Raw genomic sequence first — 12,285 nt, 5'->3', positions numbered from 1 at the left:
GATACGACAAAGCCATGATTATTCAGGGCTTTGTCGTTTGTGAGGTACGCGATTGTAATCGCGGATTTCGTAAATCCTTTCCGCATGATTTGTTCGGTTTCCGCAACCAAAACTAACAACCGTGTCTACAGGATCGCTCGGTTGATCTTAATTGGAGGGTCGAATTTAACCGATTGGCATATCACGCCATAGACCTGACGGAACGAATACGATGCCGCTGATTAAAAGTCTGGCGGTGCGCATCAACCCGCAGCCCGCTATTTTCCCATCCTTTAACCGTACTTCAACAGTAAACTCGCCCGTCGGGTGTTCGATCGACAAGCGCTTCATATCACCTTCCTCCACAACTGCCATGCCCTCCGCAACACTGCCTTCAATTAGGCTGGCAGCAGCTACACTGACGGCGCCAAACACACCAATGCTGGTGTGGCATCGATGGGGAATGAAACTGCGTGTGCTGATGGCCCCACCTATTTGCGGTGGTGCAATCAAGCACATCTTCGGCACGTTGCGCTGGCTCACATCTCCCAGGTTCATACGTCGCCCCGCTTGCAGTCGAATGGACTCCAGACGCTGTTTCAGTGAAGCATTGACGTCGAGTTGCGCAGGACTCTCATAGCCACTGCAACCAAGCTCTTGCGCGTTGATCAGCACTACGGGCATGCCGTTATCGATGCAGGTCACTTCAACGCCGTCGATCACGTCCCGGGCGCTGCCGGTCGGCAACAGGGCGCCGCAACTGGCGCCAGCGATATCCTTGAATTCGACAATCAATGGTGCGGCCTGTCCTGGCACGCCGTCGATACGCGCGTCGCCGTCATAGCGCACCTCACCATCAGAGGTTGGTACATGGGCGATGGCGATCTGTCCGGTGTTTTCCATGTAGATCCGCACTGGGGTGACGTCGGCTATCGCCGCCACCAACCCGCGCTCGATGGCGAACGGGCCGACACCGGCGAGGATGTTTCCGCAGTTCTGACCGTAATCGATGCGCGGCTCATCCACCAGCACCTGGGCGAAAAGGTAATCGACATCTGCACCCGCGCGGCTTGACGGTCTGATGATCGCCACTTTGCTGGTCAGTGAATCACCACCGCCAATGCCGTCGATCTGCCGCGCATCCGGCGAGCCCATCACCGCCAGCAACACGCGGTCTCGCAGCGCAGGCTCTTGCGGTAAATCGTCGGCCAGAAAGTAAGCGCCTTTCGACGTACCGCCGCGCATCAACAGACAGGGAATGCGGGTCTGCGCCATGCTCAGTCTCCCAGCTCTTCAAGATTGTCGACGTAACGCAAACCCTTTTCCGCCAAGCGCGCGCGCATGTTGTAGATGTCCAGACCCAGTTCGCCCTTGGCCAAGCGCAAGGCCTTCTGTTCCTCCAGGTCGGCCCGGGCGCGACTGGCTTCGACGACTTGCTGCACCTCGGTACGTCGCACGATCACAACACCATCGTCATCCGCAACCACCACATCACCCGGGTGCACCAGTTGCCCGCCGCACACCAGCGGCAGGTTGACCGAGCCCAGGGTTTCTTTGATTGTGCCTTGGGGGCTGATGGCGCGGGACCAGACCGGGAAGCCCATTTCGCGCAGGGTGTGGGTGTCGCGCACGCCCGCATCAATTACCAGCGCCCGAACGCCGTGAGCCTTGAGCGAGGTGGCCAAAAGGTCGCCGAAGTAGCCGTCTGTGCAAGGTGAACTCGGCGCAACCACCAGAATATCACCGGGCCGGCATTGTTCGACGGCCACATGGAACATCCAGTTGTCGCCCGGAGCGACGAGTACCGTGATGGCTGAACCACTGATTACCGAGCCTTGTTGAATTGGTCTGATCGAAGCCGCGAACAGTCCTTTGCGGCCTTGTGCTTCATGAATAGTCGCCACCCCGAAGCGATTCAATTCATCGACCAGCGCCGCTTCGGCCCGCTGAATATTGCGCACGACAACGCCAGTCTTGCCGATATGTTCGCTCATCCCAGATTCTCCGTGACACGCGGGAAAATACTCTGATAACCCTCGCCATAGACGATGTTGCGGGTTGAGGTGATCCCGACATTACGTTTGGCCTGCACACCGCGCTGCAGGGCAACGCGCGTGTAGTACTCCCACAAATGTTCCTGACCGGCCATGCACTGGATGGCCGCGTACTTCTTGTCCCAGACCTCCGTGATGTCGAGCAATACATCGGGGCGCCATTCGCATTGCTCGGGCTGGTGCGGCTCGAAACTGTAGACCGGCGGTGCGCCGACGATTTTCTCACCCGGTTTATAGCCTTCGGCCTGGGCGATGATGCGCGCCTCCTGCGTCAGGTTCATGGCCAGCGGGTGATCGTAGTTGTACGGGTCCTTGAGCGAGTGACTGAGGACGAACTCCGGTTGCACCCGGCGGAACACATCGGCAAGGCGGAACAAGGTTTCCTTGTCGGCGCGCATCGGGTAATCGCCGATATCGAAGAACTCGACACTGGCCCCGAGAATATCGGCGGCGGCCTGAGCCTCTTCGCGACGTGCGGCTTTGACCTTGTCTTCGCTCATCTCGCCCTTGCGCCACAGCTTGGCGGATTCGCCGCGCTCACCGAACGACAGGCAGACAATGTGAACGTGGTAACCCTGCTGGGCATGCAGAGCGATGGCGCCACCGGCACGCCAGACAAAATCGGCTGAGTGGGCGCTGACGACCAGCGCGTTTTTGGTTGAATCGATCATTGCGGATTCTCCTTTAGCGTTGCGAAAGAGCATCGCATCGCACCCCGCCGACGGAGTAATGCGTTCGAGTGTTCGAGGTATGCGTTTTTTTTATTGCCACTCGAAAATATCGGCGGCATAGTCGTCGAATTCGCCGACCCGCAGAGCCCTTGTCCATGGAAAACCTTGAACTGCCGAGCCTGATGCACGTGCGCGCCTTCGTCCGCGTGGCTGATCACGGCAGCGTCTCCAAGGCTTCAGTCGCGCTGTACCGGGCGCAATCGGTGGTCACCCGCTCCATTTCCGAATTCGAAGAACGGCTGGGCGTAATGCTGTTCGAGCGCCATGCCAACGGTATGCGTCTGACCAATTTCGGAGAGCGTTTGCTGCCCCGAGCGCGACGGGTGCTGGCGGAGCTTGGGAGCGTGCCTACATTGCTCGGCCTAGGCGAAAAAGCCGCGATTGAACCGCTTTATCTGTTCCAGGCGCGACGCCTGCAAGTGTTCATCAAACTCTGTGAAACCCACCATATGCAGACCGTGGCCAGTCTGCTGGGCCTGAGCCAACCGGCCGTCAGTTCGACGCTGAAAGTGCTGGAAAACGGCTGCGGCCAATCGCTGTTCGAGCGCACGCCACGCGGCTTGCAGCCGACCCGCGCCAGTCATGACATCCTGTTTGCAATCCGCCGTGCGCTGAACGAGTTGCGCCATATCGACACCGACATCACCGCCCTTCGCGGCGCCTTGCACGGTGTTGTGCACGTCGGTGCCCTGCCCCTCGGCCGCACGCGCATTCTGCCCGAGGCCATCGTGCGCCTGATGGCAGAGCATCCCGGCATTCAAGTGATCACCAATGAAAGTCCCTTCGACCTGCTGGCGACCGAGTTGCGTGCCGGCGATGTGGATTTCATTTTGGGTGCGCTGCGTTCATCGACCTATGCCAGCGACCTGGTCGGCGAGTCACTGCTGACGGAAGAAATGGTCGTGCTTGCGCGGCGTGATCATCCGCTCTGCGGCAACGGCGATTTGCAGAATCATCTGGGCAACGCGCGCTGGGTATTGCCTCGTGCTGGCTCACCGGCGCGGACGATGCTCGAGGAATGCTTCGCCGGTTTCGGCATTCCGGCGCCTTCCCCGGTGGTGGAAAGCGCCGACATGGCGATCATTCGCGGTCTGTTGTTACGCTCGGACATGCTCGCGGCCGTTTCAGCGCATCAACTGGAACAGGAAATCACTAGCGGCGAGTTGTGCATTTTGCCGCTGGAGTTGAAACAGACCGCCAGAGCCATTGGTCTGACCTACCGCAGCGGCTGCCTGCACTCACCGGTGGCGCAGGCGTTGATGGAAATGATCCGCCAGGTGATCCAGGCACAGGCCGCTGAGGCGCTTAAAGCAGGTTCAACGGATAGCTGATGATCAAGCGATTCTCGTCGAACTCATTGCTGCTGTAATCGCGGCGAATGCTCGAGTTGCGCCAGCGCAGGTTGAGGTTCTTCAACGCACCGCTTTGCAGTGTGTAGCCCAACTCGGATTCGCGCCCCCATTCCTTACCGTCGGTGACGGCCCCGCTGTGCACGTCGTCGCCGCTGATGTAACGGTTCATCAGGGTCAGACCGGGCACGCCGAGTACGGCGAAATTGTAGTCATGGCGTAGTTGCCAGGATTTCTCCCGCGCATTGTCGTAGCTGTTGTTGTAGCTGTCGTTGGCCAAGGTTCCGCCGCTGGTGCCGTTGACTCTCATCCAGGCATCATCGCCGCTGAGCTTTTGCAAACCGACGTAAAACGTGTTGCCGCCGTAGCGTGCCGACAGCAATGCCGAGAACGTGCGGTTGTCCAGATCGCCTGCGCGGGCACTGCCATCCTCGCGACCCCAGAAGTAGCCAAGATTGGCGCCCAGCGTCCAGTCACCCAGTGGTTGGCTATGAACCAGTTGCAGATACTGTTGCTGATAGATGTCCTTTAGCTGAGCATTCCACACGCCGATCATCGTGCGCTTTTCGTTGAACGCGTATTCGCCGCCGACGAAGTTGAAACGGTCAGAGGCAAACGCGGTTTTGCCCTGCATGAACATGTTTTCCATGCTTGAATCGTTGCGCGGACTGTTCTGCCGGAACTGACCGCCATACAAGGTCAACCCGGCGATATCCTGTGAAGTGACCTGACCGCCACGAAAGGTTTGTGGCAATGAGCGACCGTCGTCGGAACGCAATATCGGCAACACTGGCATCCACTCGCCGAGCTTGATTTCGGTCTTGCCGATTTTCATTTTCCCGGCGACAGCCAGGCGCCCAAATTGATCGGCAGGTCGGCCATCACTGTCCAGCGGCAGCAATTGCGTGCCTCCCGTGCCTTGCCCGCCGTCAAGCTTCAGCGAATACAGGCCCAGCACATCCACACCAAATCCGACTGCACCTTGGGTGAATCCAGAGCGGAAATCGAGAATGAAATTCTGCGTCCATTCCTCGGCTTTGCCCTGCGCATTGGCCGGGTTGGTGAAGTTGCGATTGATGTAGAAGTTGCGCAGGTTGAGATTGGCCCTGGCGTCTTCCACAAAGCCTGCAGCGCTCGCCTCGACAGGCAGAGCACAAACGGCGGACAGCGTGAAGACTACGCGTGTATTGGCGGTGATTTTCATTGTTATTGTTATCCATTTTTTTGGGATGAAGCAGTCCGCTACGCCCGCATGAGCCGGGCGCAGTGAAGTCATTCAAGGGTGTTGCGAAGCGGCCCGGAGCGAGCCGCCGATGACGCCGTGTCGTTAGCGTGGGGCCTTGCCCGCTACCGAATAGAGCACCTGCTGATTACGGGTTTTCATGAATTCCTCGAGGCTTTGTCCGCGCATTGCCGCGTATATCTGCAGATTCGGCACCCCGACCACGGCAGCGAGTTTTTCCAGCACGAAAAAAATCGCCCCGTAGTAAATCAATCCGCGCCAGTCGCGGCGTCGCAGCAGATCCCGCTCTTCATCGCTCAGCCCTGCTTGATCGAACAGCGCTTCGGGTTGGTCGAGGAAACGCTGACGCCAGTGCGGCTCGATCATGCGATGCAAAAACTTGTTCAACCGATAGCCCTTGGCGCTGCGTTCCAGGGTGAACGGATAGGTGCCTGCGAGCCTCTCGATACCCGCCAACTGATGCTGCATGTGCAGCAAGTGCCGCGCGTTGACGTCGACGGGAACGGGCCGATCCTGATTTTCCAGCAGCAGTGTGGCAATGCCGGTCATCGACGGCAGGTAGTAATCCTGGTGCAGGTTTTTCACCGTGGCCGACAGCGCGCCGCGCATGATCAGCCAGGTGATCACTTCCGAACCTTCCATGCCCCCCAGCGCGGCGTACTCGGCGTGGGTCATTTCGGTCAGCCGCTCGGGATCATTGACCAACAGATCAATGAACTGCTGGTCCCACTCCGGGTTGTTGAAACCACAGCGCTCGCCGTGCACCTGGTGGGAAACACCGCCGGTCGCGACGATGGCCACTTTCAGATCCTCGGGGTAGCTTTCAATCGCCCGGCGCAGCGCCTGGCCCAACTTGTAGCAACGCCGCGCACTCGGCACCGGGAACTGCAACACGCCAACCTGCAGCGGCACGATCTCCACCGGCCAGTCCGGCTCGCACGGCAACAGCGCCGACATCGGCGAGAAGAAGCCATGGTCGAGCGGTTTGTCGCGGAAGAAACTCATGTCGAATTCATCCGCCACCAGGCTCTCGCCGATGTGCCGCGACAGCGCCGCATGACCAGCGATCCCCGGTAACTCACGTGGATTGCCGCCCTCATCGGCGACTTCGTAGCGATCATCGACACCGAGGGAAAAGGCACCATAGTGATCAAAGAAAAACGACGTCACGTGGTCATTGAAGATATAGAAAAGCACATCCGGTTGCTGCTCCTTCAGCCACACCTTGATCGGCTCAAAGCCACGGAAGATCGGCGCCCAGGCGGCCTCATGCTGCTTATCGTGATCGACTGCAAAGCCGATGGTCGGGGTGTGAGATACAGCGAGGCCACCAATGATGCGTGCCATAACGAGTTCCTTTATTGAAAAGATTAATGCGCCAGCAAGGCCCGACTGACTCGGCGCCGTGCATGACCGTTGGCCAGGATCGCAAGTGCAGCGATAAAGGCAGGCACGCTCAACAGGGCAAACAGCAGCGGCAACCCCAACCCGAGGCTGAGCACCGCGCCACCGATGAGCGAACCAAAGATAGCCCCGAAGCGGCCGATACCCAGCATCCAGCTGACGCCCGTGGCGCGGCAGTCCGTCGAGTAGTAACCGGGTGCGAAAGCATTGAGGCCGGTTTGCGCGCCGCTCATACAGAAACCTGCCGCCACCACGCCGAATGCCAGCAGGCCCGATTCAAGGCTGAAGGCGCCCAGCAGCAGAATGAAAGCGCCACCCAGAGCGTAAGACGTGGCAATCACCGCGTTCGGATTTCGCCGGTCCATCGCCCACCCAACCACGATGGCGCCGACAGTGCCGCCAATCTGGAACAGTCCGGTGATGGTCGCGGCCCGTTCGATGGACAGCCCACCTTCACGCAGCAGGGTCGGCATCCAGCCCATGGTTAGGTAGATCACCAGCAACCCCATGAAGTAAGTTGCCCACAAGGCGAGAGTGCCGAAACGATAGTGATCGGTGAAGAGCAAGCGCAGCGGTGCTTTTTGCTGAGTTTGCGGTTCGGCAATGACGAATTTCGTCGCTGCGCTGAACGTGCCCCCCAGCTTGTTCAGCACCTTGGCAATCTGGCTGGCGGGCGCGTTGCGTGCGGCGAGAAAACGCGCCGACTCAGGCAGCAACAGCCACATCAAGGGCAGCAGCAACATCGGCAGAATCCCGCCGGCGAGCAACACCGACTGCCAGCCGTGATGGGGAATCAACCACGCAGCGAGAAATCCGCCCAACCCCGACCCCATATTGAATCCGGTGAACATGATCGTGATGAACAGTGACCGATTGCGTTCCGGCAAATACTCGGAAAGCAGTGTGGTGGTGTTTGGCAATGCTGCGCCCAGCGCCACACCGGTCAGCAGACGCAAGGCAGCCAGCTCGTAGGGATTACGTGCAAAGGCGCATGCAAGGCTTAGCACGCTGAAGCCAGTCACCGCCGTCAGTAGTACTTTTTTGCGGCCGATTCGGTCGGCGTAAGGGCCAGCGGTCAGCGCACCGATCGCCAGCCCAATCATGCCCGCGCTCATCACCGGGCCAAACGCCGCTTTCGAAAGCCCCCACTCTTGAATCAGCGAGGGGGCAATAAACCCCATCACCGCGACGTCGAAGCCATCGAAAAGCACTATGAAAAAACATAAACCCATAATCAGCCACTGGTACGGCACCAGTTTTCGGTTGTCAATCCACGCTTTGATATCCACCGTTTCACTACTCATGCTCTCACCTTCTTATTTTTGTAGAAGTCCCGACGGACGAGGCCTGTAATTGGACCGTCCACGCTAAACGATGGAGGTGACTGTAAAGCCGCAGGTATACCGCCCGCCTCTGGGAAATTATTAACCGGGTATCGATTTTTCTTATCGGGGAATCAACAGAGATAGACAGAGCGTGGTAGAGCGGGGGTGATGATTGCGGCACGAGCAGCCGCTAGTAGGAGATGCATCGTCAATAGCTGCTCCGTATTCGGTATACGGAGCAGCTCAAAACTAAAGCAATTTATTGTGCGGCCTTGATCGCCGCCAGCAACTGCCTTCCAGCCTTACCAGCATCGGCGGACTTGTCATTCATGAAGTGGGTCACGACATCGAACACAGCGCCCTGCACCGCCTGAGAAGTCGACATGTTGAATGCCATGCTCGGAGCGAGTGAACCAGTCTTCTCGGCAGCAGCGAAATCCTTTGCAGAGGCTTGTGCACAGCTATCGAATCGACTCATGTCCAAACCCTTGATGACGGGTATTGACCCCTTGTTTTGATTGAAAACATATTGAAACGACGGCTCCAGCGCTACTTTGGCCAGGTCGTTGCGGGCTGCAATATTGCCAGGGGTGTCATTCTTCGAGGCAAGTTTGAACATCGCCAGTGAATCAATGGTATAGCTGTAAGCACCCTGCGAGCCGGGAAATGGCACACAAATGTAATCTGTATCGGCAAACTTGCCCGCCGCGCTCCACTCACTTTTCGCCCAGTCCCCCATGATTTGCATGCCTGCTTTGCCATTGATGACCTTGGCTGTTTCCAGATTCCAGTCTTGACCGTTGCCATCGGGATCCAGATAACTCTGTATTCTTCGCAGCGCATTGAATACTTCAATCATTTTCGGCCCGGTGAAAACACTGTCGTCGACATCAATAAAGGCCTTCTTGAAACCATCAACGCCCATCACGCTCAAAACGAGGTTTTCGAAGATTGTCGTGTCCTGCCAGGCCTGACCGCCATGTGCGATAGCTATGAACCCTGCCGCCTTGAGCTTATCCCCAGCAGCATAAAGTTCATCAAGAGTGGTCGGCACATCGGAGATGCCCGCCTGCTTCAGAACGACAGGGTTAAGCCAAAGCCAATTGATGCGATGAATATTCACCGGTACCGCAACGTAATGCCCCTCGTACTTCATTATTTGGGCGACGGACTCGGGAAGCAGGCTGTCCCAGTTATTCGCCTTGGCGACGTCGTCAATGCTGGCAAGAAGATCGAGGCGACCCCATTCCTGAATATCTGGCGCTTTTATCTGCGCGGCGGTGGGAGGATTGCCCGATACAGCACGGGTTTTCAGCACAGTCATGGCCGCACTGCCTCCGCCGCCAGCGACTGCACTGTCCTGCCAAGTGAATCCATCTTTCTCGATGATTTTCTTCAAAACTTCCACCGATTTGGCCTCGCCCCCGGAGGTCCAATAGTGAACGACTTCAACGTTTCCCTTGGTTTCAGCGGCCTGAATCACAAGAGGAAATAAAGCGGCAAGAGAAACCATGGCTGCAAGGCGGTTCATTGAGTTCATGTCAGTACCTTATTGTTTTTTTATCGAGGTAGTGGGCTATTCGCTCAGTCTCACGCAATCATTCGAGCCCCAGACCGGCACGTCCGAGCGCGTTCAGACGCTCCAAGGTGAAACGACCTTCCCAAGTTGTTTCATAGTCTTCCCGAGGAAAATCGTCGGGTGATGCACCCTGCGCGAATGCCCTGAACACATCCTTGGCGTAACGCAGGTTTTTTTGACACATAGGTGCAGCCGGAACGTACATAACATTGCCCCAGCCTTGTTGATTTGCCACGGGTGCGACACTGTGAATTACATCGCAATGCCACCACACCGAATCGCCCGCACGGACATCCGGAATCGGACTCAGCCCTTCGAACAGCAGTGGATGCCACTGTCGGGACACCGGAAGTACCTTGCCCGGCGCAACCCCGCACAGCTCATCCTCAGGTACATCGTCCAGCAGTGGCCGCAGCAGCATGTAAGCCATCGCCTTGGGGATCGGCAAGGTATGCAGTACCCCCTGATCGGCGTTCATATCCGATAACGCGGTCCAGCCTTGAAACGTGCGGAACGCAGAGCACTTGACCGTATCTTTGTAGGCGTACTCATCGACTTCAGTACGGAAGGCTGCGTCCCAAGGGTCGTAGGCGCTGAAATCGTTGCTGTAAATTTTGTCGAATACCTTCAGGTAGGCTGGGTGCAGCCATCGCTCCAAGGCGCCCGAGTCGGTGTGTGGCCCGAGACCTTTTGAATGTGTTCCCGGAGGTCGACGCCGTACTCGATCCGGGTATAGGGCATTGATATCAGGGTTGAACCATTGCCGCCCTTGAGAATGGATCCTCCAAAGACGATTCAGAAAAGATTGTGCGGCCCCCATGCGCTCATCCTGACGCAACTGCATCTGCGACTCCGACCAATAGATCGGAAAAATTTCTGGACGCGATGCCTCCAGGCTTCCGAAAAACTGGTCCGCTGGACCACGATAAATTGCATCGAAGTGATTGCGGTCAAGGTAATCCAAAAGCCTCTCGTCCCACCCCAAAACCTGCTCTCGAGGAAAATGGTTTCTGAGCACGACGCAACCACGCCGCTTGATTAGCGCCAACTGGTCCGCACTCACTTTCCCGACCGCGATATCCTCGAACTCAAGGATCGGCCAAGCCGAACCGGTGAGCGCCTCCTGCGCCTTGATTGAGTCGATTTCAGCAACGATGAATTCGCTAACTTGTTCAAACAAAGATTCAACGTCGCCGATCTGCGCGCGCAAGGCGCGCTTCATTTTGACGATGCTGTCTCGATAATCTTGCGGAAGCGTTTCGCTTTCGAAGGCACGGTATTTACTCATGGGAACTACCTGCTGTTTTTGTTATTCATGCAGGTATGGAACCACTTTTAAATAAGCACACGGCAGCCTCATTTGAAGCGTCGACTAGTACGATAATGGCGTTTTGAGCCAATACGATCGGAGTATCCACCCACTAGATTTCTGACCTTCACTGAAAATGATGGCTGTGCGTTTGACGAAACGCGGAAGGTGTCAGCCCTTTCAACGCCTTGAACTGGCGGTTGAATAATGCCAGCGACGAGTAGCCCACCTCCTCCGCTATTATCGATACCGGCGAGTCGCCCTGCATCAGCAACGCACAGGCATGGCCGATGCGCAGTCGAACGATATAGTCCAAGGCGGTACAGCGTGTATGCCGGCGAAACATTCGATGGAAAGCAGACAGACTGACGCAGGCCAGCTCTGCTAACTCGGCAACATTGATTGCCCGGGCGTAGTTACCATGTAGGTAATGCAGAACTCGATGAATACGCGCGTCTTCGACAATCTGATCACCGGCCTGCCCGCCTGGCGTCGGCAGGATCCGAGTAGCATCAGCGTCTCTTGCCAGCCTGTCGAGCACCGTTAGCAATGCGATCAAGCGCTGAGGCGGCGTCTGATTGACCATTGCCTCGATGTAGGAGCGTACTTCACTGGAGGCCCTACCACTGAAACTCACCGCGTGTTGAGCTGCCGCCAGCAATGGGCGAACCGCAGCCATTTCCGGAAACAATGTCACAAGCGAGTCGGCCCAAGCAGCGGAAAACCAGATAACCAAGGCAACATGCGGCTGATCCTCATCAATACGCTCCGCTGAAGACCAGCTATGAGGAATATTCGGCCCTACAAGAATCAGGTCTCCATCGTCATAGCGCGCTACGTCATTACTGATGTAGCGATGGCCGCGACTATTGAGCGTGAGTGTCAACTCATATTCGGGATGATGATGCCACTCGAATGGAATCGCATCCGGCAAACGCCTGTTCAATAGCGTCCAAGAGGTTGCAGCCTCTGTGGGTACTTTCTCGAAGCTGGGTTTCATGACATCGACTCGGCCTAGCAAGGGACTTGTATCGCCATCATCGTAACACCCACTACTTCTGCAGTGAGCTGACGAGATCTCAACGCGTAAAATCGTCGGCCGCCTGATCATGACATTGACCTGCACGAGGGTTCCATTGAAAACCGGAGCGCGCCAGCACGCTTGGATTTTATCGCTGGTCGCTACCGTAATCCTCGCGTGGATGAAAGAATAGCGTTTGCGTCGCTTGAGGTACACGCAACCTGGTTTGGTAAGCAGCCAGGTATTCGTTGCGCACCTCGAGTGAAAAGCTGCCAGGCATCCATGCGACGA

The 12,285-nt window shown here is 57.1% G+C and carries 10 protein-coding genes; 1 reads left to right on the top strand and 9 read right to left on the bottom strand.

The annotated features are described in order from the left end of the window. Positions 1–165: 165 nt before the first annotated feature. From CXQ82_RS14475 to galB, 3 genes are read right to left on the bottom strand one after another with little or no spacing between them, the layout of a single operon-like run. Entirely contained in the window at positions 166–1,254 is a 1,089-nt protein-coding gene (locus CXQ82_RS14475) for a 4-oxalomesaconate tautomerase (protein ID WP_101270055.1), read from the bottom strand. Between the two features lie 2 nt (positions 1,255–1,256). Beyond that, the gene (locus CXQ82_RS14470; RefSeq protein ID WP_041064221.1) at positions 1,257–1,973 is read right to left on the bottom strand and encodes a 4-carboxy-4-hydroxy-2-oxoadipate aldolase/oxaloacetate decarboxylase; all 717 of its coding nucleotides are present in this window, start codon (positions 1,971–1,973) and stop codon (positions 1,257–1,259) included. Continuing rightward, positions 1,970–2,704, bottom strand: coding sequence for a 4-oxalmesaconate hydratase (gene galB, locus CXQ82_RS14465; RefSeq protein WP_041064224.1), 735 nt, complete (start codon positions 2,702–2,704; stop codon positions 1,970–1,972). The genes CXQ82_RS14470 and galB overlap by 4 nt, the downstream gene beginning before the upstream one ends. Before the next feature lie 155 nt (positions 2,705–2,859). Between galB and CXQ82_RS14460 the strand changes: the two genes are divergently transcribed. Beyond that, on the top strand, positions 2,860–4,095 hold the full coding sequence (locus tag CXQ82_RS14460) for a LysR family transcriptional regulator (protein WP_041064227.1): 1,236 nt from the start codon (positions 2,860–2,862) through the stop codon (positions 4,093–4,095). On the opposite strand, the gene CXQ82_RS14455 is transcribed toward CXQ82_RS14460, so the two are convergent. The 6 genes from CXQ82_RS14455 to CXQ82_RS14430 all read right to left on the bottom strand — a co-directional run bounded on the left by CXQ82_RS14455 (position 4,070) and on the right by CXQ82_RS14430 (position 11,973). Next, positions 4,070–5,317, bottom strand: a complete 1,248-nt coding sequence (locus CXQ82_RS14455) for an OprD family porin (RefSeq protein WP_101270053.1) — start codon at positions 5,315–5,317, stop codon at positions 4,070–4,072. The two genes, CXQ82_RS14460 and CXQ82_RS14455, sit on opposite strands and share 26 nt — an antisense overlap. A 123-nt stretch (positions 5,318–5,440) precedes the next feature. After that, complete coding sequence (locus tag CXQ82_RS14450) at positions 5,441–6,703, bottom strand: gallate dioxygenase (RefSeq protein ID WP_101270051.1); 1,263 nt, start codon at positions 6,701–6,703, stop codon at positions 5,441–5,443. 23 nt (positions 6,704–6,726) lie between these two features. Beyond that, on the bottom strand, positions 6,727–8,064 hold the full coding sequence (locus CXQ82_RS14445) for an aromatic acid/H+ symport family MFS transporter (RefSeq protein WP_101270049.1): 1,338 nt from the start codon (positions 8,062–8,064) through the stop codon (positions 6,727–6,729). 280 nt (positions 8,065–8,344) lie between these two features. After that, a complete protein-coding gene (locus CXQ82_RS14440; RefSeq protein WP_041064242.1) occupies positions 8,345–9,625 on the bottom strand; it encodes an ABC transporter substrate-binding protein in 1,281 nt (426 codons plus the stop codon). Positions 9,626–9,683: 58 nt separating this feature from the next. Next, positions 9,684–10,952, bottom strand: coding sequence for a DUF1479 domain-containing protein (locus CXQ82_RS14435; RefSeq protein WP_101270045.1), 1,269 nt, complete (start codon positions 10,950–10,952; stop codon positions 9,684–9,686). 148 nt (positions 10,953–11,100) lie between these two features. Then, positions 11,101–11,973: an AraC family transcriptional regulator gene (locus tag CXQ82_RS14430; protein WP_101270042.1), complete on the bottom strand. Its 873-nt coding sequence runs from the start codon at positions 11,971–11,973 to the stop codon at positions 11,101–11,103. Positions 11,974–12,285: the final 312 nt, after the last annotated feature.

It is taken from the genome of Pseudomonas sp. S09G 359 (assembly GCF_002843605.1).
Taxonomy (GTDB): Bacteria; Pseudomonadota; Gammaproteobacteria; order Pseudomonadales; family Pseudomonadaceae; genus Aquipseudomonas.
The sequence above is the reverse complement of the archived record's forward strand: the minus strand, read 5'-3'. Positions and strand labels throughout refer to the sequence as shown.

Excerpts from the sequence above, each read along its gene's own strand:
- CXQ82_RS14475 (WP_101270055.1), bottom strand. The coding sequence starts at position 1,254 with ATGGCGCAGACCCGCATTCCCTGTCTGTTGATGCGCGGCGGTACGTCG.
- CXQ82_RS14470 (WP_041064221.1), bottom strand. The coding sequence starts at position 1,973 with ATGAGCGAACATATCGGCAAGACTGGCGTTGTCGTGCGCAATATTCAG.
- galB (WP_041064224.1), bottom strand. The coding sequence starts at position 2,704 with ATGATCGATTCAACCAAAAACGCGCTGGTCGTCAGCGCCCACTCAGCC.
- CXQ82_RS14460 (WP_041064227.1), top strand. The coding sequence starts at position 2,860 with ATGGAAAACCTTGAACTGCCGAGCCTGATGCACGTGCGCGCCTTCGTC.
- CXQ82_RS14455 (WP_101270053.1), bottom strand. The coding sequence starts at position 5,317 with ATGAAAATCACCGCCAATACACGCGTAGTCTTCACGCTGTCCGCCGTT.
- CXQ82_RS14450 (WP_101270051.1), bottom strand. The coding sequence starts at position 6,703 with ATGGCACGCATCATTGGTGGCCTCGCTGTATCTCACACCCCGACCATC.
- CXQ82_RS14445 (WP_101270049.1), bottom strand. The coding sequence starts at position 8,064 with ATGAGTAGTGAAACGGTGGATATCAAAGCGTGGATTGACAACCGAAAA.
- CXQ82_RS14440 (WP_041064242.1), bottom strand. The coding sequence starts at position 9,625 with ATGAACTCAATGAACCGCCTTGCAGCCATGGTTTCTCTTGCCGCTTTA.
- CXQ82_RS14435 (WP_101270045.1), bottom strand. The coding sequence starts at position 10,952 with ATGAGTAAATACCGTGCCTTCGAAAGCGAAACGCTTCCGCAAGATTAT.
- CXQ82_RS14430 (WP_101270042.1), bottom strand. The coding sequence starts at position 11,973 with ATGAAACCCAGCTTCGAGAAAGTACCCACAGAGGCTGCAACCTCTTGG.